The sequence below is a fragment of the Bradyrhizobium sp. SZCCHNR3119 genome, assembly GCF_032487775.1.
Classification (GTDB): domain Bacteria; phylum Pseudomonadota; class Alphaproteobacteria; order Rhizobiales; family Xanthobacteraceae; genus Bradyrhizobium.
On record NZ_JAUEUV010000002.1, the window covers coordinates 1,344,571 to 1,368,485 of the forward strand.

Here is a 23,915-nt window from a genome sequence, read left to right on the forward strand (position 1 = left end):
TGTCTCCTATGTGTCTTTCGTCAGTCTTGCGGATGCCGCGAGCGCACGCGTCATCCATGTGGCGACGGCACCGCGCGCCGTCAGTCCCAGATCGGTCCCGGGATCAATCCCAGGACTTGAAGCCCGGCGCTGACGACAGCGGCGGTGCGGCGGCGAGCTTCGCGAGGTCCGGCTTCGGCCGGCCCAGTTCGGGATCTTCAGCGAAGGCTGCTTCGAGCGCTGCGGCCACGCTGAGCACGCGCGCATCGCCGCCGCGGGGGCCGACGATCTGCAGACCGAACGGCAGGCCGGCTTCGTCCACGCCGAGCGGCAGGCACAGCGCGGGATGGCCGGTCAGCGTCACCGCATAAGCGAGCGCGAGCCAGTGGAAGTAAGACCGCGTCGGCGCGCCGTCGATCTCGGTCGGATAGAGCTCCGACCACGGCCGCGGCGACAGCGTGATCGCGGGGCTGACCAGCACGTCGAAACGTTCGAAGAAGCTCTGGTAGGCGCGATAGATCCGGGTCTGGACGGCCGCGGCCTTGGCGTAATCGTCGAGGCTGTAGCGCAACGCCTCTTCGACATTGGCGCGGACATTGGGGCCGAGCATCTCCGGCCGCTCGCGAAAATTCTTGCCGTGGTTGGTCAGGAACATCGAGGCGCGCAACACCGCGAAAGCCTCGTCGGCGCCGGTGCAGTCGGGCGAAGCCTCTTCGCAACCTGCAAACAGCGGCGCCATCCGCTTGACGCGCTTGGTGAGCACGCGGCGAACGGCTTTCTCCGTTGGCGCAAAGCCGAAATCCTCGGTAAAGGCGAGTCGCAGCTTGCCGAGATCGATCGGCGCCGGCGGCGTCCAGCGCCCGAGCACGCCGCGAATGGGCTCGTTCGGCAGCGTGTAGGCGAGCGGATCGCGGCTGTCGTCGCTTGCCATCGCCGCCAGCATCAGCGCGGCGTCGGCGACGTTGCGTGCCATCGGTCCATCGGTCGACAGGCACGACCAGCCATGGGCGCGCTTCTCGCTTGCGACCAGGCCATAGGATGGCCGCATGCCGACGATGCCGCAGAAGGCAGCCGGATTACGCAGACTGCCGCCGGTGTCCGAACCGGACGCCAGCGGCGCCATGCCGCAGGCGAGCGCGGCCGCCGAGCCCCCGGAGGAGCCGGCCGATGAGCGCATCGGATCGAACGGATTGCCGGTGGCACCGAACACAGGATTGCGGGTATTAGCGCCGGCGGCCCATTCCGGCGTGTTGGTCTTGCCGAAAATGATCGCGCCTGCCGCACGCAGCCGCCCGATCGAGGCCTGATCGGCCGCCGGAACATGGTCGGCAAACAGCGGGCTGCCGTAGGTGGTACGCAGGCCCGCGGTGTCCTGGGTGTCCTTGATCAGCACCGGAAGGCCGTGCAGCGGCCCGCGATCCTCGCCCTTGAGCAGCTCCGCTTCCGCCGCCTTTGCGGCGCGGGCCGCCCCCTCTTCATCCAGCGTCACCACCGCATTGATGGCGGGATTGATGGCGGCAATGCGCGCCAGGCAGGCTTCGAGCAGCTCGACCGGCGACACGGCCCGGCCCTTGAGCTGCTGCATCAGATCGACGGCAGTTTGATCGCAAATCGATTCCACGGCACTTCTCTTTCCAAAACTGAAAACTATTTAGCATAAGCGAAACGAAATGCATGGCACGAAAATGCCGCATCCTGCCGGCAATTCTGCATGAATAAGAGGCTAGTCCGGCAGCTGATTGAAATTCCGACAGATTCGCGCGAGAGTCGGACCGGGCAAGCGACGCAATCCAAGAGCCGACCAAGATACGATCCGCTAAACGATTTTTCCGAAAGATGGATATGGCAGATACCGCTGTGAACGAGCCAAATGCGGCCGAGGGTCCGCATTCCCAGCTTGGGCAGTGCCTCAAGGCGGCGCGCCAGGCCCGGGGGCTGACCTTGAAGCAGGTGGCGGAAAAGACCGGGATGGCGCTCTCGACCCTGTCCAAGGTCGAAAACGGCCTGATGTCGCTGACCTACGACAAGCTGTTGCAGCTCACCTCCGGCCTGAAGATGGACATCGCCGAACTGTTCAGCCCGGTGGCGCCGCGGCCCGAGCCCGGCCGTGCCGTGACTGCCCGGCGCAGCATCAGCCGCGTCGGCCAGGGCCAGGTCGTCAACACAAAGTTCTACACCTACACCTATCAATGCACCGACCTGATCGGAAAGCGCATGGTGCCGATGCTCGCCGAGGTGCGCGCCCGCACCTTGGATGAGTTCGGCCCACTGTTGCGCCATAGCGGCGAGGAATATTTCATGGTGACCCGCGGCATGATCGCGGTGCACACCGAGTTCTACGCGCCGGAGATCCTGCACGAGGGCGACGGCATCTACATCGACAGCACCATGGGCCACGCCTACCTCAACGCCGGCGAAGCCGACTCGGCGCAAGGCGTCTGCCTCTGCACCAGCGAAACGCCCGACCTGTTCGAACAGCTGCATCGGATTGCAAGCCGCGACGCCGAGGCGTGAGGCGGCTTTACCTCTTCGGGACCTCTTCTTGACGCGGTCTTGTCAAAGCGACCTCGCAGCGCGCGATGGCCGACGCGACATGATCGCGCTACAATGGCTCGCCGTCACGCCTTCCAGCTCAGATGGACGAGAGGTGCGCCGATGCCGCGACCGGGAATCACGGGCCACGACGATTGGGTCGTCACCGAAGCGCTCGCCACCGCACTCGTTGCGCTGGAGCAGCTCCCGGAGAAGCACCAACCGCGGGTGCATATGGACGAGCTGCGGAAGCTCTTGGCCAACGGCCGCACACCCGACGCCGTCAAGCTGCGTCTCGCCCAGGCCAAGTGCCGACTCTGTCCCGGCCGCGACCCGCTGACCATCTACGATGAATACGGCATCGACAGCGATGCCTATGGGTAGGCACTATCTAGCTAATTCCGATTTTATGCCCCTCCCCCTGAAACGCATACTATGCGCGCGCCCGCCGTAAGCGGCCAGCTTGCCGATCTCTGGGCGAATGTGAGGAATTCTCCATGGGCAAAGAAACACTTCGACCAGCAGCCTGCATGAGCAAGAAGCCCGGATGAGCGGAGCGACATGCGGGGGATGCAATCCCGGATGTCGCTCCGCTCATCCGGGCTACGCTTGCTCGTGAACCGGAGCGGAGTTAATTGCCCATTTGCGCCAATCTACGCGGCCCGGTCCTTCTCTGCGTTTTCCTGTACGGTGGCCGCGGCTTCTTCCACCCCTTTATCGTAACTGCCCGCAAATCTCTCGATACTGTCGGCCCACATTCTCAGCATCGCGATTTGAAAGTGCATCACTGGCTTTAAGACATTCATGCCGACTGCCGCGACTGCGGCGATGCGCCTTTGTGGATCGAGCGCGAAGCGGTTTGCCTGGGGCGCATTGTCTGCCATGCTGTTAGCTCCTCTCCTTCCGTGGTGTGACCTCACTCGACGTGTCGAGCTGTGCGCTGCGTGATTCCAGGCACTCGGCCAGGATTCGATCCGCCGCCACTCTCGCAAATCCGTCCTCATGAAATTCATCCAGCTTCTTCAAGTAAGCGACTGCCGCGATTTGCAGGACCTCAAAATCCTCTGCGCCGGCATCGCGAACGTCGGCGATGTAGCGATAGAGGGCAGAACGCACGCTGTCGTTCTCGTCAATATCGCTATGCAGCAGCAAGTAGTTCCGCCACGCGAACGCACACGCTCCTTCCACTGCGTGAGAATTCATGGGCACCTCCCAAAGTCAGAGAAAGACTAACTACCCGTTTCGTTCCGCAGGCCTCTCGGATGTAACGCCGTTCCGTCAGTGCGGCGCAAACGGGTTTGCGCATTGGCGACGTCGAGCGGGTGAACACAGCATCATCCGACGGCTGGCAGATCGAGTATTCATCGGAGATCGAATTTCATCAACACCGACGGGCGGTTCATGATTACCGCACGCAAGCATGATAGATGGAAGAGCTTTTGCATATGACGATCGACTGCGTACTGACGGTGGATCACGCAACGCCGATCTGATCTACACGCCGCCACGTATTCGCCCGTGACTTGACGATCTCGCAATCGGAAATGCGCCGAGTTCCTCTTCACGTCGCGCAAACATCGGCTAGACGCATGTAAACCCGTACTTACCCGGTGGCAGGGAACCCCGATCAGTCATGCTGTTGACGCATTCGCTGTCTTAGTCGGTGAGAACTAAGAACCCGTGCGCGAACCACCCAAGGTTCCCACAACGGTTCCATCGCCTGTACTGGCGAATGCGCAAAAAGAACAGTGCGAGTCCGACAACGCTCCCGCGTTCGCTCGCTCCTGTTTTGCGGCACTCGGAACCGGACGATCAAGAAAAACAGTCAAGGAGTTCTGATGGTGTTTCGCTCCAGCGCCGCCATTTGCGGCGCCGTAGTGGCGCTTGCCGTTTCCGTCACCACTGCCCGAAGCGATGAAATCGGTGCAGTTCATTCAAAGGCCGTTGTCAACGCCGCGTCCGGGGATGCGATCGTTGGCGCAGCATCCATGTACAATCCATTCCGGCCCGGATGGCGGGAGGGCAGCCGGAACACGGCCTCCGGCGAGCGCTACAATCCGTCTGCGTGGGCGGCTGCTATCAAGACGAGCCTGCGTCAGAAATTTGGTGGGGTCCATTATGGCACCAAGCCGAAATATGCGCTCGTTGAAGCTGTCGGCAAGAAGGTCATCGTCAAGATCAATGACGTCGGGCCACTCACGCCCGGCCGCATCATCGATCTCAACGAGCGAACAATGCGCCACTTCGATCCAAGCCTGCAGCGCGGAGTCATTCGTGACGTAACAGTGAGGCCGCTTGTCGGGGATGACTGGACCCCGGGACCGGTTGGCTGAGCATCGCAGCAAGTAGCCAGCATGAGCGTAGCGACATGCGGGGATGCAATCCCGGATGTCGCTACGCTCATCCGTGCTGCGCTTGCTGCGAAGCAGCGAGCACCGCCGTCCCGCCACGCCGGAAGCGCCTCGATGCCCTTCTCACGGCGGATGTTCAAGGCAATGCCGCCTTTGGCGCCGAGCCGACCGCCCGTCGGGCAAATCGGCTTCATGATGACGGCCGCGCAAGTGCGCGATCACGCTGTCCATCCGTGCGCTTGTCGACGCACGAACCGCCAGCCGCGCGTGCGCCGAAAAATTCATTTCGCACGCCGGCTCAAGCGGATCGCGCGTGCGTGCCCTCCCGGTGCCAATTTTTCACTTTCGTTTTATCAGAAATCATGCTTGTATAGCGCCGTCCCGCCTCGCTCGAGGGGCGTATCGCGATCGTCACGAACGTTGAGCGCGGGATGCGATGGGCGTGTCGGTGTTGCAGCATGGTCTTTCATGCCCACGAACAACATCGATGCGCACGGTCAAGTCGCGCGGTCCCGATACCCCGACGCTGGTATCACCGCGCAACGCGTTTAACGCGTTGTCGCGTAGGCGACGAGGCTTTGCCTCGCACGGAGGTGGCCAACAAGCCCGGCGCACCAGGGAGAACGCGAAGCAGCCGTTAAAACCATTGTGCAGGGAAGGCCGGTGTACGGCCGTACCTGTGGTGACTGCCGCCTGCTTTCTTTTCTGCAGGCGGGCCATGGGTGCAGGCCTTGCATCCGGCCTTCCCTGCGCCCTCGCCTTTCGAGGGCCAAGCCGATCGGCAAAGCTCGGACGCGATCGCGCCGCGAGGCCGCGGCGTCACGCCCGGCGAACGTGCCAAGAGGATTTCGGATGGACAAGCTCTGGCGCGCGTGCACGGACTCGAATTCCCAAGGCACTCCTTCTCAAGGTTCTACTTCCCAGGACCTTACTTCCCAGAGCTTTCAACACGACGACGTCAGCGCCGTGACTCAGCGCATCTCAGCTCCCCTGCCCTTGCGCGAGCCGCCACATCTCTTCCGCCGTCGGCGTCAGCCGCATCTGCGGCCGGAACAGCCGCACCGCCACTGGTATCTCCCAGGATGCATCGGCCAACGGGACGAGCCGGCCGGACTTCAGATCATCCTCCACCAGCGTCGCAGGCAACCAGGCGATACCGCGTCCATCCAGGCACAAGGCGCGCAGCGCGCCGGCGAGATCCGCGGTCAGTGCCGGTGCCGTCAACAGCCGCGGCAATCGCGCACCGAGCACGCCGCGCAGGATCCGTCCCAATCCGGAGCCCGCACCATACGCCAGCCGCGGCGCCTCCGAGAGTGGCGCTGCTCGGCCGGCCATCAGGCCCGGCGCCGCGCAGGGGATCAGCCGGTCGCTCGCGACCACCGCCGATTCAAATTCGCTCGCTGGCAGGCGCAGCGGCACCTCGTCATGCACATGACAGAGCATGAAATGCGCGCGTCCGTCGAGCAGCAGCGTCTCGACCGCATTCAGCGTGTCCGAGGTCAGCTGCACGCAGCAGATCAGGCCTGCGGCCTCCAGCCGCTTCAGCCAGGGCGGAAAGAAGATCAGCGACAGCGCATGCGTTGCCGCGATCCGGATCGTCGCCGCTTCCGCCGCCGCCGCCTCGCGCACATGCGCGCGGGCATCGGCGATACGCCGGATCAGCATCGCCGCGAGCGGCTGGAATTCACGCCCCGCCGCGGTCAGCTGCACCGGCTGCGTCGCGCGGTCGAACAGCGTCACCCCGGCCCACTCTTCCAGCGCGCGGATGCGGCGGCTGAAGGCCGGCTGGGTGAGATGCCGCGCTTCGGCGGCGCGCGAGAAATTGCCGGTGCGGGCAAGCTCGAGATAATCCTCGAGCCAGATCAGCTCCATGGTTGGTTCCTGAGCGCATGTCACGGCTGATGCCGTTTGCACCTCGCCTGATAGGAAATCGGCATTGGCATCGTCAGCGGATTGCCGCCACATCCAGGTTTGCAACCCGGAGGCTCACCTTGCGTATCGTCGACATCCGTGAACGGACCTATCCCATCGCATCGCCCATCGCCAACGCCTACATCGATTTCAGCAAGATGACCCTGAGCCTCGTGGCCATCATCACGGATGTGATCCGCGATGGCAAGCCGGTGGTCGGCTATGGGTTCAATTCCAACGGCCGCTACGGCCAGGGCGCGCTGATGCGCGAACGCTTCATCCCCCGCCTGATGGAAGCTGAGCCCGCGAGCCTGCTGAACCAGGCCGGCGACAATCTGGACCCGCACAGGATCTGGGCCACCATGTTCCGCAACGAGAAGCCGGGCGGCCATGGCGAGCGCTCGGTCGCGATCGGCACCATCGACATGGCGGTGTGGGACGCGACCGCGAAGATCGCGAACAAGCCGCTGTTCCAATACCTGGCGGATGCCCACGGCCGCGCGGCCAATCCGAAGGTCTTCGTCTATGCCGCCGGGGGCTACTACTATCCCGGCAAGGACAACAGCAAACTGAAGGACGAGATGCAGAGCTATCTCGACCGCGGCTATACGGTGGTGAAGATGAAGATCGGCGGCGTGCCGCTGAAGGACGATCTTGGTCGCATCGAAGCCGTGCTCGGCCTACTGCCTGCAGGCTGCCGGCTCGCGGTGGATGCCAACGGCCGGTTCGACCTGACAACCGCGATCGACTACGCCAAGGCGCTCTCGGCCTACGATCTGTTCTGGTACGAGGAGGCCGGCGATCCGCTCGACTACGAACTGCAGGCAGAGCTCGCGCAGCATTATGCGAAGCCGATGGCCACCGGCGAGAACCTGTTCAGCCACCAGGATGCACGCAACCTGATCCGCTACGGCGGCATGCGCAAGGAGATCGACTGGCTGCAGTTCGACTGCGCGCTGAGCTATGGCCTCGTCGAATATCTGCGCACGCTGGAGATGCTCAAGTCGTATGGCTGGTCGGCGTCGCGCTGCATCCCGCATGGCGGCCACCAGATGTCGCTCGCCATCGCGGCGGGCTTGGGTCTCGGCGGCAATGAATCCTATCCCGACCTGTTCCAGCCGTTCGGCGGCTTCCCCGACAATGTCCGGGTGGAGAACGGTCACGTCGCCCTGCCGCCGCTGCCCGGCATCGGCTTCGAAGGCAAGGCCGATCTTTACCAGGTGATGTCCGAGCTCAGCGCCTGACATCCCCCTGCCCCGGCGCCGGGCTCGAGCATGACCATAAGAACACCAAAGGAAGGAAACGCCATGTCGGCGATCTCAGTTGAAGCAGGGACGGCACGCCAACCGATCCTCGGTCCGCTCTGGCTGCAGGTCCTGGTCGGCGCCGTCATCGGGATCCTGTTCGGCATCGCGGCGCCGAAGGCCGCCGCAGACACCGCACTGCTTGCGGAGGGTTTCGTCAAGCTGATCCGGATGCTGCTTGCGCCGGTCATCTTTCTCACCGTCGTCGTCGGCATCGCGCGCATGGGCAACCTGCGCGAGGGCTTCGTCACCTTGGCGGCGACGCTTGCGACCATGAACACGATCCCGCTCGCGGGCATCGTGCTCCTGCTCGGCGTCGATCGGTTCGTGAACCCGCCCCGCGCTCTGATCAACGTGATCGGCAATAGTCTCGGCACCATCGTGGTCGCGCTCTGGGAGAACGATTTCGATCGCGCCAAGGCGGGAGACATCGAGCGGCAGCCGCAAGCGCGGCCTAGAGCATCGTGAGATGAACGATGCCGTCCTCGACCTCACCACGCGAGAGCCTTTCACGCGCAGCACGCTCGAACTCCGTCCGATGCTTGTGAAGATAGCTCAACGCCTGCTGCTGCGTCTGGAACGTGGTCTTGAGGCGGCACATTTGCCGGACGGAACCTACTGCCAGCACGAAGCTGATCGATTGCGCGCCACGTTCGACCTCCGGCACGATCCGCACCGTTTTCGTCATGCAGCCGTCTCCTCAGCTTGCGACAGAGTGTCGGCTTCCAGTTGCGGGCAGACTGTCGTCAAGTCCCGCGCTGTCTTATGTCACAATTCGGGTCTTGCGTCGCTTCTTTACGGCTTTGGGAAGCGCGTCAGGCTTTTGGGCCTCTTCAGCCTCTTTTGCCTCCCGCAACGCGCGAAGACGCTGCATGTTCTGACGAATCTCGACGGCGCGCTTCTCCACGTCAGCCATCGCTCGCGCCCCCTCCTCACGCGCCAAACGCTGCCGGTCGGCGCGTGCAATCGCTTGGGCAGAGGGTTCGCTCGGCTTCTTGCCACTCATCGCTCATCCGGATTCGCAACAAGCCAAACCCGCTCAATCCCGGGATCGAGCGGGCAACACGGCCATTTCAGTACATCCGTGAAATGGCGTAGCGGCTTAAGCCAGCGACAAATTCTCGGCGCTGACCTTGCCGCGCATCTTGTCGGTCTTGAGCTCGAACGAGACCTTCTGGCCCTCGGCGAGGCCGGAAAGACCAGCCCGCTCGACGGCAGAGATGTGCACGAAGACATCGCTTCCACCATCGTTAGGCTGGATAAAACCAAAGCCCTTCTGGCCATTGAACCACTTAACAGTACCTGTCGGCATTTTCTTCTCCAAAGAGCAATCGCGCGACGTCACGCGATTCAGATTCAACTGGTCGGATGTCTTCGGGAAGGGCCCGCAGGCGCATTCAAAAAGGCACAGCGGCTAATCGAATGCTGCCAATGTAGGCGCTTTCGCGATAAAGAACAAGTGCGCCGGGAACAAAACCTGAGGTGTGCAAGCGAGCTCAAGATCAAAAGAAGGCAGCCTCCCCTGTTCAAGCGCCGGTCCGGGTCTTATGTCTATAGGCTGACAGGCGGGACGACGATGACTGAACCGAAATTGGAGGTTCCCGCCGAGCTGCGCGCGCTCGCGGAGAAAACGATCGAACAGGCCGAACAAGCCTTCGCGCTGTTGTTCGATGCGGCGCGAAGATCCGCGGCAGCGAGCGCAACATCGACGGCTGAGCTCACACGCCAGGTGCTTGCGTTCTCCGAAGAAAGCCTGCGGATCGGCTTCGAGCACGCACGAAAGGTGGCCTCGACCGACAGCCTGCAGGATATCGCCAACGCTCAATCCGATCTTGTCAAGCGCCAGATTGCCGGTGCCGAGCATCATATTCGGGAGCTCGCACGGACGAGCGGATTCGACGACAAGACCTGATGCACTAAAGCCGGCCTTTCGGTGGCGATCACCGCAAAGCCGATCGAACTTCGGAGTCCGGACACCAGGTTCGACTGATTTGTGTTCGACTGATTTGTTCAGCGTCAATCCAACTTTAGGGAGCAATTTGCGTGCAGGTATTTGTTCGAGACAACAACGTCGATCAGGCGCTTCGTATTCTGAAACGGAAGATGCAGCGCGAAGGCGTATTCCGGGAAATGCGCCGCAAGCGCTTCTACGAGAAGCCGTCTGACAAGACCGCAAGACAGAAGTCCGAATCCATCCGGCGACGCCACAAGCTTGCGCGCAAGCAGGCCATTCGCGACGGACTGATCGCGGCTCCGGCAAAGAAACGCCCGACCGCCGGCAAGAGCGGCGCGGGAGTGCCTGCCGTTGCGGCTGCAGCGCCGCGCCAGACCTGACAGAGAAGCCGTCCTTTCAGAGCGAGAGACCGGCGGAGCCGACGTTCAGGAGCTGGGATATGGCCGTGACGAGCTGGGCCGGCGCAAAGGGCTTCTGCACCAGGATGCTGTTGGGGACTCCCTGCGAGCCCCATTGATCGGCAGCATCACCGCAGATGTAGACGACAGGAAACGCCGGAGCGATTTCACGCACCTGCCTTGCGAGATCCCATCCGCTCATTGGGCCTTTGAGGTTCACGTCCGTGACGAGCGCACGATAATTCACAACGCCGCTCGTGAGCAGCACCAGCGCTTCATCCGCGGCGACGGACACCGTCAGGTCGAACCCGGCATCGGTCAGGGCGTCCTTGAGGAAGTCGTGCAAGGCCTCTTCGTCTTCCACCAGCAAAATGACAGGCAACTCGTCCACGATTGCTCCCCCGACCCGACGAAGCGGCCTCGCCTGGTGACACCGATGTCCGTCACTGCCAGCCCCCTCCGGTCCGAACCTCGGGAGCTATCGCCCGTCCCCGCCCCGCAGCACGTCGGGCGCTGTCGCCGACATGTCTGCGTGCGGATTCTCATCGATCCGAGCCTTCATTTCGGCGGCCTTCTCAACAAGGACAGCCGACAGCCCCGGATCGCTGGTGGACTTCGCGAACTGCAAGAGCATTGCAACTTGATGGGCAAGATATCTTCGACCGAGCACGGTGACCTTCCAGCGAGCGGCAACCCCAAGCACCCGGAACGCGGAAGGACCGCGTTTCGTTCCGAAAAAATGTTCAAAATGAGGAGGCCGCAGGAAACGCGTGGCGCGGACCGCGTCAGAAGTTCCCACGGCGAGTGCGGCGAACTTGAAGTTCCCCGAGCAATGGTCTGCGCCTCCTCATCAGACACCAGAGCTAAAAATCACATACAATCAATGGATTGCCGGAATTATTCGCTTCCAAAGGCCGCAAGCGAGCCTGCCCTGAGACAATACGAGCTTCGGAGACGGAACACTCGTACCGCTCTCCGAAGTCCGCGCCGGATGTTGTGCCCCCGCATGACCGGCGCGCCGGGGCGCCGCGCTCTGCGCAGCCGGCAGCCGAACTACACAGTTCGCTTTTCGCTGCCGCCGCCGATCTTCGTGGCAACGAGGTAGGCGAGCGGCATGGCTATCACGAAGCCGGCTAACGCCGCGAGAGGTATGATCTTGATCGGATTTGCGCCGAGCCCCTGCATCGCCAGCACCGCGGTGACTGCGCTGCCCGCAAGCACCGTACCCAGCATGATCCAAATGAGACTAGCTACCTTGAGCATGTGTCATTCTCCGGATTTCGAAAGCGACTCTTGAGGCCTTCAATGCTCGCCCTGCAGCCCGTGCCGAGCATTGATTTGGAACAATCGCTGTGATGGATCGATCAGTTCGTGCTCGGCTGACAGCTCATCGCTCGCCGCCCCGAGACGAGCTGCCGCGCTGGACCACTTTGCGACCCTATGGCAAAGCCACAGCCGGCCCGACTGCCGGACCCAGAACTGGAGGAGACCATGTCCTATCCCATCGCCACCGATGTGAAGCCGACGGTGACGGGCTTCTTCGATCCGGACACCAGCACGATCAGCTATGTCGTAAAGGATCCGCAATCGGCGTCATGCGCGATCATCGATCCCGTCATGGACATCGACTACGCGGCCGGACGGATCAGCTTCAAATCTGCCGACATCCTCATTGATCACGTCAAACGCAACGGCCTGCGGCTCGAATGGCTGATCGAGACCCATGCGCATGCCGATCACTTGTCGGCCTCGCCCTACATCCAAAAAAGCCTTGGCGGAAAAATCGGAATTGGCGACCACATCCTGACGGTCCAGGACACGTTCGGGAGGGTCTTCAACGAAGGCACGGAGTTTCGCCGGGACGGCAGCCAGTTCGACGGGCTGTTCAAGGACGGCGAGACCTATGCGATCGGCAGCCTGACCGGCTTCGTTATGCACACACCGGGACACACGCCGGCCTGCGCCACCCACGTGATCGGTGACGCTGCTTTCGTGGGCGACACTCTGTTCATGCCCGATGGCGGGACTGCACGGGCTGACTTTCCCGGAGGCGACGCCCGCATCCTGTTTCGCTCGATCCGAAAGATCCTGCACACGTTGCCGCAGCAAACCCGGCTGTTCATGTGCCACGACTATGCGCCGAATGGGCGCGAGGTCCGTTGGGAGACCACCGTGGCCGAAGAGCGGACGCGCAACATCCATGTCCGGGACGGCGTGACCGAGGATGATTTCGTTGCCATGCGCGAGGCGCGCGACAGGACCCTGGCCATGCCGCGGCTGATCATCCCCTCGCTTCAGGTCAACATCCGTGCGGGCCACTTGCCTCCGCCCGACCCAAGCGGCAAGACCTTCTTGAAAGTACCGATCAACGCTCTCTGACGCCGTGCGCGCCCGCAGAAACCAAAACACGACTCATCAGGATCCTGCTCTCGCCGTCCTCGCCGCGATCTGCTGCAGCGCCCAGCGCGCGTTCTTGCGGACGTCAGGATCGGCATCGTTGGCAACCAGCGCGAGATACGCCCCGCCCTCGGCATGAGCGATCTCGCCGAGCGCGGCGGCCGCCTCCTTGCGCAGGTTCGCCTGCTCATGCGTGATGCATTGACCTATTGGGCGCACCGCCTGCTCGATTTTCATCCGGCCGAGACTGCGGATGGCCTTCAACCGCACTTGCCAGAACGTGTCGGCAAGGCAGGCGATCAGTTGATCGGCAGCCAATGCGCCGTTGGCGTTGAGTCCCAGTGTCTCGGCAGCCATCTCCCGCACCATCCAGTCCTCGTCCTTGAGCGCCCGTGTGATGGTTTCCGCCGCGGGTTTCATCTGCGAGAACGCCAACGCACTGACCGCTCCGCGCCGCACATGAGCGTCAGGATCGTGGATCAGCGCGGTCAGCGCGGGAATGGACTCCTCAAGCTTCAAAAACCCGATCACGCCGATCGCCTGCACACGCACTGCCGCATCCTGATCCTGGAGCGCTTCCAGCGCTGGCTTCAGCGTGTCTTTGCGGCGCAACTCCTTCAACGCCCGCAAGGCCCCCATGCGAACAAACGCGTGAGGATGTTTGACGAGGGGCAGGATGACGTCCGCAGAGGCCGGGTCCTTGAACTCGGCCAGGCTATCGGCCGCGACCGAGGCAACGATCCTTTCGGGATCGACCAGCAGTTTCACCAACGCGCTTGCCGCCCCCGGGCCGTCGAACTCCCCAAGCGCCATCGCGACCTGCTGGCGCACGCCGGAGTCGGGATCGGATACCATATTGGCAAGGTAAGCGACCGCGGCGGGATCGCCGGAATGACCGAGCGCGATAATGGCGACCCGCCGTTCGGCCGGATCGGCCGCCTGCAACCGCTCGTCGGCATCCTCAAGATTGTCATAAGACTCGAAGGGGCTCGACATGTTCACCTCAACAGATAGGGAATGTTGACGGTGACAGCACCGGTCGGGCAGTCGGCCTCGCACGGCATGCAGTACCAGCATTCGTCATAGGCCATGTAGGCCTTGCCGGTCATATCGCTGATCCTGAGCACGTCGAGCGGACAGACGTCGACGCAAACGGTGCAGCCTTTATCGGCGATGCACTTGGCGTCGTCGACGACCACCGGCACCGAGGTTTGATATGTTGCAAGCGGCATTTTCAAACTCCTATCTGTGGCCGGTCGTCGTTCACGACGCTGACGCGGATGCGCTGCTTGTCGTACAGATCTTTTTCGTCGTCCGCGATCGGCACCACATAAGGTTCGACGGCGCGCTTCTCGCTGGTCATCTTGCCGTCCTGCTTGCTAAGCAGCGTGTGGCAGAACCAGTTTTCGTTGTCCTTTTCGGGAAAGTCCGTGCGCCAGTGATAGAGGCCCCAGCGACTTTCCTCACGGAACAGCGAGGCATGCGCCGCCATGTCGGCACAATCCATGATCGACTGTACTTCGAGCGTACGCAGCAGCTCATGCGCGTTGCGCGCGATCATGCGCTCCTGCATATCTTCACGCACCTCGGCGAGCCGCCGCATGCCGAGCTCATATTTGCGCGTGACCTTTGGCGGTTGCAGATAATCGTTGACCAGTCGGCGGGTCTTGTATTCGATCTGGTTCGGCGGAATCCCGTCGTCGCGCTTGGTCGGTGCCAGGACACGATTGCGCTCCATTGCGACCTCCTCGGCATCGAAATCCGCGAAGTCGTGGCTGTCTGCGAATTCCATCGCATCGATACCGGCGAACGAACCGTTGGTGAAGGCGCCGAGCATGTAGTTGTGCGGCACGCTCGCCATATCGCCGGCGGCATAAAGGCCCGACACCGTGGTACGGGCATTTTCGTCGACGAATACGCCCGAGGCGCTGTGGCCGGAGCAAAAGCCGATCTCGGAGATATGCATCTCGATCGACTCGTTGCGATAGTCGACGCCCCGCCCCTCTTGAAACAAACCGCGGGTCGGCCGCTCCACCTTGTGCAAGGTCTGCTCGATCTCCTCGATGGTTTTGTCATGCAGATGCTTCAGCTGCAGGAAGACCGGGCCCTTGCCGGACAGCAGTTCGTTATAAAACTCCAGCATCATCTGCCCAGACCAGTAGTCGCATTCGATGAAGCGCGAGCCCTCGTTATTGGCGGTGTACGCCCCAAACGGACCGGCAACATAGGCGCAGGCAGGTCCGTTATAATCCTTGATGAGCGGATTGATCTGGAAACATTCGAGATTCGCGAGCGCCGCGCCTGCGTGATAGGCCATGGCATAGCCGTCGCCGGAATTGGCGGCATTCTCATAGGTGCCGAACATGTAGCCCGAGGTCGGCAGGCCGAGCCGGCCGGCAGCTCCCATGCAGAGGATGACTGCCTTGGCCTTGATGACCAGGAACTCGGCCGTACGTGTGTTGACACTGATCGCACCGGCCACGCGGCCGTCGGCCGATTTGAGCAACCGCGTCGCCATGTAGCGATTCGAGATCAGGATGCGGGCGCGGCGGAGCTGGCGATATAGCACCTTCTTGACGGTCTCGCCATTCGGCATCGGCAGCACGTAAGTACCAATGTGGTGGACCTTCTTGACGGCATAATCGCCGTTCTCGTTCTTGAGAAAACGGATACCGAAACCATCGAGTTCCTCGATGATCTTGTAACAGTTCTGGGCGTATTTATAGACCGCTCTCTGATCGACGATTCCGTCATTGGCGATCGTGATCTCTTTCGTGTACTGCTCCGGTGTCGCATAGCCCGGAATGACCGCGTTGTTGAGCCCGTCCATGCCCATCGAAATCGCGCCAGAGCGCTTGACGTTGGCCTTCTCGAGCAGCACGACGTTGGCCTTCGGATTTTTCAGCTTGGCCTTCAGCGCCGCCATCGGGCCGGCGGTTCCGCCGCCGATCACCAGCACGTCGCAGGGAACCTCTGAAATTCCATCGACGATCCGATCGAGTGCCATCACTTGCTCCTGGTTCGCCGGCATATCCGGCGCCTCTGCGTCAGCTTTGTTCAGACCGATACTCAGCGATAGCAATTAGTTGTCGCCGCACGCGGATTTTGGTCGTCTTGGCTCACCGTTCGACAAACGCCTTCTCGATGACGAAATGCCCGGGCTCGCTGTGGCTGCCTTCGATAAATCCGCGCTCCGTGAACATCGCGTGCAGCTCTTCGAGCATCGCCGGACCGCCACAGAGCATGATGCGGTCGGTGTCGCGATCAAGGCCGCCCTGCTCGATGTCGGAGAACAGCTCACCCGACGCCATGAGATCGGTGATGCGGCCGCGATTGCGGAATGGCTCGCGGGTAACCGTGGGGTAATAGACCAGCTTGGTCCGAATCAGCGGACCGAAGAAGTCGTGGCTCTTCAAGCTTTCGACCAGCTGTTCGCCATAAGCGAGCTCTGAGACCTGCCGGCACCCATGGGCGAGCACGATCGTCTCGTAATTTTCATAGACTTCCGGATCTTTGATGAGGCTTGCAAAGGGCGCTAGCCCGGTGCCGGTCGAGAGCAGCAGAAGCCGCTTGCCGGGGAGCAGATTACCCGTAACCAAGGTGCCGGTCGCCTTTCGGCCGACCAGAATGATGTCGCCTTCTCTGATCTCCTGCAGCCTGGAGGTCAGCGGACCGTCAGGCACCTTGATGCTGAAGAACTCGAGCGCCTCTTCATGGTTGGCGCTTGCCATGCTGTAGGCGCGCATCAAGGGCTTGCCATCCACCTCCAGGCCGATCATGGCAAACTGCCCATTCTGAAAGCGAAAGCCGGGATTGCGCGTCGCAGTGAAGCTGAACAGGGACTCGGTCCAATGCTTGACGGACAGGACCGTTTCCTTCTGAAAAGCGTTCATTCTCTTCTCTCCTTGTCCGAAGCATGTCGCGGCGGAACGTTTCGCAGACCAGTCGATCTCGCAACGTCGGCTCGCCGTTCTCCGTCGATTAGTTTCCCAATCTGGTGCAGCGCCTGCACGACAGGCACTTGGAGGCGGACGATGCCAGGAATTTCCGCTCAGGATTGGCAATTAGTTGCTATCGAACGGTGCCTGTCCCGGTCTAGGCCATGAGCGGAGGTGCGTCATGGCTACGACCGCATTCGTTGCGCCAACTGTGACGGATTACGAGCCGAACTCGGATCGCACGGCGCTCATCGTCAGAACCGCTCAGAACGATGAGCTTAAGATTGCCGCCGAGCAGCTACGGCTCGCCTGCAAATGCGCCCGCTGCACCCGCGCCCGATTCGACGGCCACTTCCCGGAACGCTTTCCCGACATTGCGATGACGGGCATCGGCGACCTCGGATATGGACTGAACATCTCGTTCTCGGACGGGCACGATCGCGGGATTTATCCGAAGCCATATTTGCTGAGTCTGGCCGCCCGCTGACGCCGCTAAGGGCGCGACTGCCTAGGCCTCACGAGCCCGCCACGATCGTCCCCAGGCTTCCCGCCCGATGAAGGGCGTGGCGGCGGCATGGCGGCTGCTAGCACTTGGTCCAGCCCTGCAGTCCGCGGCTGGCACAAACATTGCTGCCTTCTGGATCAATTCGAAAAGTCCGGAGGCGGATGATGATGCTGCAGGCGGCCAATGCGGCTCGGGGCAATGTTCCAACGGCACCCTCGCCGTCACGATCCGCCGCCAGTACCTCGCTCTTACTCACGGAGAACCAGCAGGCCATCGGCGGTCCACCGCCGCTGATGGATAAGCTGACGTTGCGCGAGCGGGAGCTGGTTCTGAAGCAAGGGCGGCGCAAGGTGCTCAATCGCGGCCAGACGCTGTTCAGCCAGGGCGCCAAGCATGACGGTATCTGGCTGATCGAGAGCGGACGCATCCGCGTGTTCTACACGTCGCCCTTGGGCCGCGAGATCACCCTCGCCTATTGGCATGCCGGCAATTTCGTCGGGGGCCCCGAAGTCTTCGAAGGCACCATCCATCAATGGTCGGGGGTCGCCTCCAGCAATAGCAGCGTGGTGCACTTGCCCGGCAAACAGCTGCGGACGCTTGCCGCCGAAATCCCGAACCTGGCGATCGGCCTGATCGAAGGCTTGACCTTCAAGGGCAAGTGCTATTCGGCGCTAGCGCAGATGCTGGGCACGCGCTCGATCACCCAACGCCTTGCGCATCTCCTGCTTCACCTCGTCGAACTCTACGGTATCAAGGATGCCGATGGCACCGTGATCGCCGCCGCTTTCACCCATGCCGATATCGCCCACATGGTCGGGGCCACGCGGCAGTGGGTCACGATCAGCCTGAAGCGGATGCAGGAGAAAGGGATCGTGTTGACCAAACGCTCCCAGATCGTGATCCGCCGCGCCGACGTCCTGGAGGAAATGCGCGGCCATGCCACCGAATGACGTCACTGCACATGCAAGCGGCTTTCACCTGCAAAAATGCCCAAGGAGTATGCAACAAGCGTTTGCGGGCAACTAATCGACTGCAACGGTCAATGCGGATTTGCCCTGTCCGGTCCCGCGCCCAATCATGGCAACCACAGCACATCCAACCGCAAGAGGATGAAAATGGTCCGCCATCTTCCACCCCACTCGATCGCGATGTCGGTGACATCGCTGGCGCTCCTCATTGCGCAGCCAGCGATGGCGGAAACGGTCACGATCGGTATCGGAACTCAGGATACCACGACCAACACCGTGACGGCCGGCGTCGTCATCAGGCAACTTCATCTTCTCGAACAATATCTGCCGAAGGATGGCAAATACGCCAACGCCAAGTTCGAGCTTGATTGGCAGAACTTCACCTCGGGTCCGCCGGTCACGAATGCCATGATGGCGAACAAGCTGCAGATCGGCATGATGGGCGACTATCCCCTGATCGTGAACGGCTTCACCTTCGAGAACAATCCCGAAAGCAAGAGCCGGCTGATCGCGATCGCGGCCTACAGTCCCTCCGGCTCGGGCAATGGCATCGTCGTGCACAAGGACTCCTCCTACTACGACCTCGCCGATCTCAAGGGCAAGCTGGTCAGCGTGCCCTTCGGCTCCGCGGCGCACGGCATGGTGCTGAAGGCGCTGCAGGACCGCGGCTATCCTGCCGATTTCTTCCAGCTGGTGAGCCAAAGCCCGGAAGTTGGCTCGACCAATCTGCAGGAAAAGAAGATCGACGCCCATGCCGACTTCGTTCCATTCGCCGAACTGTTGCCGTTTCGCGGATTTTCCCGAAAGATCTTCGACGGCGTCGAGACCAACCTGCCGACCTTTCACGGCATTGTGGTGCGCACCGACTTCGCCGAGAAATACCCCGAGGTCGTCGTCGCCTATCTGAAGGCGCTGATCGCCGCCAACCAGTGGCTGCGCGACAATCCCAGGCTTGCAGCGGAAAAGATCCAGGAATGGACTGGGATCAACAAAGAGGTGGTCTACATCTTCCTAGGACCAAGCGGCAATATGATCACTGATCCCACCATCAAGCCGGCCCTGATCGATGCCGCGGCGGCCGACGTCAAGGTGCTGCAGAGCCTCGGTCGCATGAAGGAGTTCGATCCAAAGAAATGGGTCGACGATACTTATGTCCGCAAAGCCTACGCCGAGATGAAACTCGATTATGACACCGAGCTCCACAGCACGAAAAACTACGAGGTCTCAGGCGAGGATAGCTTCTGCAAGAAGCCGATCACGGATCCGCGCAAGGCAGGCGAGATCTGGGTCGATGAGGTCGGTATCGTCTCCTATGCGAGCGCAACTTGTACGCTCGGTGCCTATGCCGCCCTCAAGGCGCAGGGCAAGAAGATCAATGTGGCCTACGTGTTCGACACCACGCGTGGCATCAAATTGTTCGCTGACCAGGCGTTCTTTGCAGTCGGAAGCGACGAGATTGCGCCATTTCTCCTCAAAAGGGATGCCGAGGCTTACGCGGCGAAGATCAGCGGCAAGGTGCTCGGCTTTGACGATGCGGTGAAGGCGGCTGTGACCGGAGGCAAGACGTGAGCACACCCGCCGCGTTGCGTCATCGGGAGGACCACATGCCGGCTGCGCCTGCGATCGCCGAGCGAGGCGAGGCGTCGAGCGAAGCCCCGCCACCGAGGCCGCGCTCATTTGGCGAGCTGGCGGTGCGCTGGTTCCGGCTCAACCAGGATAGGCTGCGCGCAACCGCCATGGGCGTGGTCTCCCTGGTCGCCTTCCTAATCGTCTGGCACCTGCTCACGACCTACCGGGTCGTGTTCTTCGTCCGCTTCACCAACGTGCCCGCGCCGCTGGAGGTCTATGCAAGCTTCACCAGGGCGATCCATGATCCGAAATTTCTGCTGCATGTCGTGCTGAGCTGCCGGCGCATTTTCATCGGCTTCTCGCTGGCAGCCCTGATCGGTGTGCCGCTCGGATTGATCATGGGCCGGTTCAAGCTGATCCACGAGATCGTCTTCCCGGTGGCCGAGGTGCTGCGGCCGATTCCAGCGATCGCCTGGGTGCCGATGGCGATCATGCTGTGGCCGACCAACGAGCAGAGCATTGTCTTCATCACCTTCCTCGGCTCGTTCTTCCCGATCCTGGTCAACACGCTGCACGGCATGTCCCTGGTCGATCCGGTGCTGGTGCGGGCGGCGCAATGCCTTGGCGCGCGGGAGCGATCGATCTTCCGCGAGGTCTACTTTCCGGCCTCGCTGCCGCACATCTTCACCGGCCTCACCGTCGGCATGGGCGTCGCCTGGGTGTCGCTGATCGCAGCCGAGATGATCTCGGGTCAATACGGCATCGGCTATTTCACCTGGGAAGCCTATTCACTGGTTCAGTACGCCGACATTGCGCTCGGCATGATCGCAATCGGCGTGCTCGGGTTGGGGTCGAGCCTCTTGATCCGCGGCGCCGGACATCTGGTGATGCCGTGGAGGACGCAATGAACGAGAGCCTGGCCAACCCGCCCCGGGGGCATATCGAGGTCAGAGATTTCTCGCTGAGATACGAGACGATCGAAGGACCCGTCGAGGCCGTCACCAATACCCACATCCATGTCGAGCCGGGCGAGTTCGTCTCGATCGTGGGGCCCTCCGGCTGCGGCAAGTCGACGCTGCTCAACGCGGTCGCCGGATTCCTGAAACCGACGACCGGCGTCGTCACCGTTGACGGTGAGGCCGTGAGCCGACCGAGCGCCGAGCGCGGCATGGTGTTCCAGCAATATTCGCTGTTTCCCTGGAAGACTGTGCGAGAGAACGTCGAATTCGGCTTGAAGATGCGCGGCATGCCGCGCTCGCAGCGCGAACGCGCCGCCCGCACCCTGCTCGGCCTTGCCGGTCTCGAAGCGTTCGAGAAGCACTATCCCGAAAAACTCTCCGGCGGCATGAAGCAGCGCGTGGGCATCGTGCGGGCGCTCGCCACCGGACCGAAAGTGCTGCTGCTGGATGAACCCTTCGGCGCACTGGACGCGCAAACGCGCGTCATCATGCAGCAGATCCTCACCAATATGTGGCAACGGCTGAAGATCTCGGTTCTGTTCGTCACCCACGATATCGATGAGGCGATCTTCTTGTCCGACCGCGTCTACTGCATGACCGCGCGTCCCGGCTCGATCAAAGCCGAAATTGCAATTCCGCTGGAGCGCCCCCGACAGCAGGCGATGATGATGTCCTCGGAATTCCTGGCATTGCGGCGCGGGCTGATGTCGCTGATCCGCGAGGAAAGCCTCAAGGCGATGGGAGGGGAGATCAACGATCTCGGCATGCAGGGACTGGACATCGAACTGCACGGACAATCGCTGGCCGAGGTGCTTTAGCCGGATGACGCCGAGCAGCCGCACTCAGCCTCCCTCCTCATGAACGAATGCACATCGACGACGGGGCGAGTACGGCAGACACCATCCGGCATCAGATAGAGCGCGCAAATGCCTCCCGCTGCGCGGGTGTCAGATGCAGGCCGTGCTTGGTCCGCCGCTCCAGATAATCCGCGGCCCTGCTCGCCCATTCCGTCTCATGCAGAAACACCGCCTCGCATTCATAGAAATCACCGCCAAAATGGCGGCCGAGGTCGGGAAGCCTGCGCGCGGCCCCAAGAAGCTGCCGCGCCCGCGTCCCGTAGCGACGGGCGTAGTGATGGATCAGCGTGCGAGGTAGATCGGGATACTCGCGCGCCAGCTGTGCCGTGAAGCCATCGAAGCTGTCGCCGATATCGCCGCCCGGCAGCGGCTGCCCAGCGGTCCAGCCCGGCGACATCTTCAGAAACCACGGCTGCAGTCGCTGCAGCGCCTGTTCCGCCAACCGTCGATAGGTCGTGATCTTGCCGCCAAAAATGGAGAGCAGTGGCGGCGTATCCTGGGCGCCGTGAATCTCGAACACGTAATCCCGCGTCACCGCGGACGGATTCTCGGCGTTGTCATCGTAGAGCGGACGGACGCCGGAGAATGCGTGCACGATCTCGTGCGGCTGTGGCGGCGCCCGAAAATAGCGCTGCAGGACTTGCAGCAGGTACGAGATTTCGGCCTGATCGATCGCGACGTCCTCAGCGCGACCCCCATAGGCGATATCGGTGGTCCCAACCAGTGCGAGGTCATCCTCATAGGGATTGACGAAGATGACGCGATGATCCGTGTTCTGCAGCAGATAGGCCTGCGATCCACGCCAGAATTTCGGCACCACGATGTGGCTGCCCTTCACAAGCCGCACATTGTGGGCAGAGTTCGTTCCCGCTACGCCGCGCAGAACATCCTGAACCCACGGCCCTGCGGCATTCACCAGCGCGCGCGACCGCACGACCTGCGCCCCGCCGTCCTCGCCCTGCAGCTGGAGGACCCAGACCTCGCCCTCCCTCCGCGCGCTCACAACGCGCGTGCGGGGCAGGACCTTGGCGCCGTTGCGCGACGCATCGATCAGGTTGAGAATGACGAGCCGGGCATCGTCGACCCAACAGTCGGAATATTCGAAGCCGCGGCGAAACTCAGTGCGGAGGGGCGTGCCTTCAGGCGCATGCGCCAGATCGAGCCCGCGGCTTGCCGGCAGCTGCTTGCGGCCGCCTAGATGGTCGTAGAGAAACAGGCCCGTCCGAATCAGCCAGGCGGGCCGCTGCTCCGGCGAATGCGGCAGCACGAAGCGCATCGGCCAGATGATGTGGGGCGCCGAGGCCAGCAGGATCTCGCGCTCGATCAGAGCCTCACGGACTAGGCGGAATTCATAATATTCGAGATAGCGCAGTCCGCCGTGAACGAGCTTTCCCGAGCGCGACGAGGTGCCCTCAGCAAAGTCGTCCTTCTCGCAGAGCAACACCTTGAGGCCGCGGCCTGCGGCATCGCGGGCTATGCCGGCTCCGTTGATGCCGCCGCCGATGATGGCGATATCGACCAGACCGTGATCCCTGCCCGCGTCCGGCGCAGTCCCTGTCATCGCGTTCTGCTGCGCTTCTTCTCAGGCCGCTTCCGGGCCGCGGCGGCCGTCACGCGCGCTTTCGCCGGCTTCGGTTTCGGTGCCTGCAGGCCGTAGGTCGAGAACCCCTTGGCCGTTTCCGCAATTTCCTCGGCGCTGAGGATATGCGGCGTGCCGAGCGCGAGCGAGAGGTAGTATTGCCGTGCAATCGTCTCCAATTCGACCGCGAGCCACATGGCCTTGTCCAGATTGGCGCCGACCGCGATCATGCCGTGGTTGGCGAGCAGGCAGCCATTGCGGCCTTCCAGCGCCTTCAGCGCCAGCTCGGACAGTTCCGCCGTGCCATAACGTGCATAGCCCGCGCAGCGGATCTCGTCACCGCCGAACGCCGCCATCATGTAGTGGCAGGCCGGAATCGGCTTGCGGGCGATCGCGAGCACGGTGGCGTAGGTTGAATGGGTGTGGACGACACTGCCGACATCCGGTCGTCCGCGCATGATGTCGAGATGAAAGCGCCATTCCGTGGAGGGCTGCAGCGGCCCATCCCACGAGCCGTACTCGCCTTCGATCGGCATCGACGCGATCATCTCCGGTCTCATCGAATCGTACGGCGTTGCCGATGGCGTGATCAGCATCCGATCCTTGTAGCGCGCGGAGATGTTGCCGGACGTGCCCTGGTTCAGACCCGAGGCGTTCATCCATCGACATTTGGCGATGATGGCTTCGCGCAATTGTCGTTCTTCACGGGTCATC

28 protein-coding genes are annotated in these 23,915 nt (G+C 62.2%); 13 read left to right on the plus strand and 15 right to left on the minus strand.

What is annotated here, in order from left to right; all coding sequences use genetic code 11:
- Window positions 1–103: 103 nt before the first annotated feature.
- Window positions 104–1,600: an amidase gene (locus tag QX034_RS33685; RefSeq protein WP_315703249.1), complete on the minus strand. Its 1,497-nt coding sequence runs from the start codon at window positions 1,598–1,600 to the stop codon at window positions 104–106.
- 221 nt (window positions 1,601–1,821) lie between these two features.
- Between QX034_RS33685 and QX034_RS33690 the strand changes: the two genes are divergently transcribed.
- A complete protein-coding gene (locus tag QX034_RS33690; RefSeq protein ID WP_315703248.1) occupies window positions 1,822–2,493 on the plus strand; it encodes an XRE family transcriptional regulator in 672 nt (223 codons plus the stop codon).
- A 141-nt stretch (window positions 2,494–2,634) separates the two neighbouring features.
- Complete coding sequence (locus QX034_RS33695; protein WP_315703247.1) at window positions 2,635–2,895, plus strand: hypothetical protein; 261 nt, start codon at window positions 2,635–2,637, stop codon at window positions 2,893–2,895.
- A gap of 269 nt (window positions 2,896–3,164) precedes the next feature.
- On the opposite strand, the gene QX034_RS33700 is transcribed toward QX034_RS33695, so the two are convergent.
- Complete coding sequence (locus QX034_RS33700) at window positions 3,165–3,395, minus strand: hypothetical protein (RefSeq protein ID WP_315703246.1); 231 nt, start codon at window positions 3,393–3,395, stop codon at window positions 3,165–3,167.
- A 4-nt stretch (window positions 3,396–3,399) separates the two neighbouring features.
- Window positions 3,400–3,714 (minus strand): hypothetical protein, encoded by a 315-nt coding sequence (locus QX034_RS33705; protein WP_315703245.1) that lies wholly within the window; start codon window positions 3,712–3,714, stop codon window positions 3,400–3,402.
- Window positions 3,715–4,349: 635 nt separating this feature from the next.
- Here QX034_RS33705 and QX034_RS33710 point away from each other — a divergent pair.
- The gene (locus QX034_RS33710) at window positions 4,350–4,844 is read left to right on the plus strand and encodes a septal ring lytic transglycosylase RlpA family protein (protein WP_315703244.1); all 495 of its coding nucleotides are present in this window, start codon (window positions 4,350–4,352) and stop codon (window positions 4,842–4,844) included.
- A gap of 999 nt (window positions 4,845–5,843) precedes the next feature.
- On the opposite strand, the gene QX034_RS33715 is transcribed toward QX034_RS33710, so the two are convergent.
- Entirely contained in the window at window positions 5,844–6,734 is an 891-nt protein-coding gene (locus QX034_RS33715) for a LysR substrate-binding domain-containing protein (protein ID WP_315703243.1), read from the minus strand.
- A gap of 119 nt (window positions 6,735–6,853) precedes the next feature.
- Between QX034_RS33715 and QX034_RS33720 the strand changes: the two genes are divergently transcribed.
- Together QX034_RS33720 and QX034_RS33725 are read left to right on the plus strand one after the other, a co-directional pair.
- Window positions 6,854–8,017, plus strand: coding sequence for a mandelate racemase/muconate lactonizing enzyme family protein (locus QX034_RS33720; protein ID WP_315703242.1), 1,164 nt, complete (start codon window positions 6,854–6,856; stop codon window positions 8,015–8,017).
- A gap of 63 nt (window positions 8,018–8,080) precedes the next feature.
- Entirely contained in the window at window positions 8,081–8,545 is a 465-nt protein-coding gene (locus QX034_RS33725; protein ID WP_315703241.1) for a cation:dicarboxylate symporter family transporter, read from the plus strand.
- Here the strand turns inward: QX034_RS33725 and QX034_RS33730 are convergent.
- From QX034_RS33730 to QX034_RS33740, 3 genes are all read right to left on the minus strand, one after another.
- On the minus strand, window positions 8,532–8,765 hold the full coding sequence (locus QX034_RS33730) for a hypothetical protein (RefSeq protein WP_315703240.1): 234 nt from the start codon (window positions 8,763–8,765) through the stop codon (window positions 8,532–8,534). The two genes, QX034_RS33725 and QX034_RS33730, sit on opposite strands and share 14 nt — an antisense overlap.
- 75 nt (window positions 8,766–8,840) lie before the next feature.
- Window positions 8,841–9,083: a transcriptional regulator gene (locus QX034_RS33735; protein WP_315703239.1), complete on the minus strand. Its 243-nt coding sequence runs from the start codon at window positions 9,081–9,083 to the stop codon at window positions 8,841–8,843.
- Window positions 9,084–9,179: 96 nt separating this feature from the next.
- Window positions 9,180–9,389: a cold-shock protein gene (locus QX034_RS33740; protein ID WP_315703238.1), complete on the minus strand. Its 210-nt coding sequence runs from the start codon at window positions 9,387–9,389 to the stop codon at window positions 9,180–9,182.
- A gap of 264 nt (window positions 9,390–9,653) precedes the next feature.
- Here QX034_RS33740 and QX034_RS33745 point away from each other — a divergent pair, with 264 nt between their 5' ends.
- Both QX034_RS33745 and rpsU read left to right on the plus strand, forming a co-directional pair.
- Window positions 9,654–9,989: a phasin family protein gene (locus tag QX034_RS33745; RefSeq protein ID WP_315703237.1), complete on the plus strand. Its 336-nt coding sequence runs from the start codon at window positions 9,654–9,656 to the stop codon at window positions 9,987–9,989.
- A 131-nt stretch (window positions 9,990–10,120) separates the two neighbouring features.
- Window positions 10,121–10,411: a 30S ribosomal protein S21 gene (rpsU, locus tag QX034_RS33750; RefSeq protein WP_315703236.1), complete on the plus strand. Its 291-nt coding sequence runs from the start codon at window positions 10,121–10,123 to the stop codon at window positions 10,409–10,411.
- Between the two features lie 16 nt (window positions 10,412–10,427).
- Here rpsU and QX034_RS33755 read toward each other — a convergent pair whose 3' ends face one another.
- Both QX034_RS33755 and QX034_RS33760 read right to left on the minus strand, forming a co-directional pair.
- On the minus strand, window positions 10,428–10,820 hold the full coding sequence (locus QX034_RS33755) for a response regulator (protein WP_315703235.1): 393 nt from the start codon (window positions 10,818–10,820) through the stop codon (window positions 10,428–10,430).
- A 662-nt stretch (window positions 10,821–11,482) separates the two neighbouring features.
- A complete protein-coding gene (locus tag QX034_RS33760; RefSeq protein WP_315703234.1) occupies window positions 11,483–11,692 on the minus strand; it encodes a hypothetical protein in 210 nt (69 codons plus the stop codon).
- A gap of 228 nt (window positions 11,693–11,920) precedes the next feature.
- Between QX034_RS33760 and QX034_RS33765 the strand changes: the two genes are divergently transcribed.
- Window positions 11,921–12,808, plus strand: a complete 888-nt coding sequence (locus tag QX034_RS33765; protein ID WP_315744401.1) for an MBL fold metallo-hydrolase — start codon at window positions 11,921–11,923, stop codon at window positions 12,806–12,808.
- A 36-nt stretch (window positions 12,809–12,844) separates the two neighbouring features.
- Here the strand turns inward: QX034_RS33765 and QX034_RS33770 are convergent, their stop codons facing one another.
- The 4 genes from QX034_RS33770 to QX034_RS33785 form a co-directional block, all read right to left on the minus strand.
- Window positions 12,845–13,822: a HEAT repeat domain-containing protein gene (locus QX034_RS33770; RefSeq protein WP_316196330.1), complete on the minus strand. Its 978-nt coding sequence runs from the start codon at window positions 13,820–13,822 to the stop codon at window positions 12,845–12,847.
- Between the two features lie 2 nt (window positions 13,823–13,824).
- On the minus strand, window positions 13,825–14,058 hold the full coding sequence (locus QX034_RS33775; RefSeq protein ID WP_022724287.1) for a ferredoxin family protein: 234 nt from the start codon (window positions 14,056–14,058) through the stop codon (window positions 13,825–13,827).
- A gap of 2 nt (window positions 14,059–14,060) precedes the next feature.
- On the minus strand, window positions 14,061–15,833 hold the full coding sequence (locus QX034_RS33780) for a fumarate reductase/succinate dehydrogenase flavoprotein subunit (protein WP_316196331.1): 1,773 nt from the start codon (window positions 15,831–15,833) through the stop codon (window positions 14,061–14,063).
- 112 nt (window positions 15,834–15,945) lie between these two features.
- On the minus strand, window positions 15,946–16,719 hold the full coding sequence (locus tag QX034_RS33785; RefSeq protein WP_315703230.1) for a ferredoxin--NADP reductase: 774 nt from the start codon (window positions 16,717–16,719) through the stop codon (window positions 15,946–15,948).
- Window positions 16,720–16,945: 226 nt separating this feature from the next.
- On the opposite strand from QX034_RS33785, the gene QX034_RS33790 reads away from it, so the two are divergent.
- The 5 genes from QX034_RS33790 (at window position 16,946) to QX034_RS33810 (ending at window position 21,583) form a co-directional block, all read left to right on the plus strand.
- Window positions 16,946–17,251 carry a gamma-butyrobetaine hydroxylase-like domain-containing protein gene (locus QX034_RS33790; RefSeq protein WP_316196332.1) on the plus strand — a complete coding sequence of 102 codons (306 nt, stop codon included), beginning with the start codon at window positions 16,946–16,948 and terminating at the stop codon, window positions 17,249–17,251.
- A gap of 182 nt (window positions 17,252–17,433) precedes the next feature.
- The gene (locus QX034_RS33795; protein WP_315703228.1) at window positions 17,434–18,219 is read left to right on the plus strand and encodes a Crp/Fnr family transcriptional regulator; all 786 of its coding nucleotides are present in this window, start codon (window positions 17,434–17,436) and stop codon (window positions 18,217–18,219) included.
- A 165-nt stretch (window positions 18,220–18,384) separates the two neighbouring features.
- A complete protein-coding gene (locus QX034_RS33800; protein WP_316196333.1) occupies window positions 18,385–19,806 on the plus strand; it encodes an ABC transporter substrate-binding protein in 1,422 nt (473 codons plus the stop codon).
- A gap of 35 nt (window positions 19,807–19,841) precedes the next feature.
- Complete coding sequence (locus QX034_RS33805) at window positions 19,842–20,714, plus strand: ABC transporter permease (protein ID WP_409977516.1); 873 nt, start codon at window positions 19,842–19,844, stop codon at window positions 20,712–20,714.
- Window positions 20,711–21,583: an ABC transporter ATP-binding protein gene (locus QX034_RS33810; RefSeq protein ID WP_315703225.1), complete on the plus strand. Its 873-nt coding sequence runs from the start codon at window positions 20,711–20,713 to the stop codon at window positions 21,581–21,583. The genes QX034_RS33805 and QX034_RS33810 overlap by 4 nt, the downstream gene beginning before the upstream one ends.
- 91 nt (window positions 21,584–21,674) lie before the next feature.
- On the opposite strand, the gene QX034_RS33815 is transcribed toward QX034_RS33810, so the two are convergent.
- Together QX034_RS33815 and QX034_RS33820 are read right to left on the minus strand one after the other, a co-directional pair.
- Window positions 21,675–23,183: a glycerol-3-phosphate dehydrogenase gene (locus tag QX034_RS33815; protein WP_315703224.1), complete on the minus strand. Its 1,509-nt coding sequence runs from the start codon at window positions 23,181–23,183 to the stop codon at window positions 21,675–21,677.
- Window positions 23,180–23,914, minus strand: coding sequence for a class II aldolase/adducin family protein (locus tag QX034_RS33820; RefSeq protein WP_315703223.1), 735 nt, complete (start codon window positions 23,912–23,914; stop codon window positions 23,180–23,182). Before QX034_RS33820 ends, QX034_RS33815 begins: the two co-directional genes overlap by 4 nt.
- Window position 23,915: the final 1 nt, after the last annotated feature.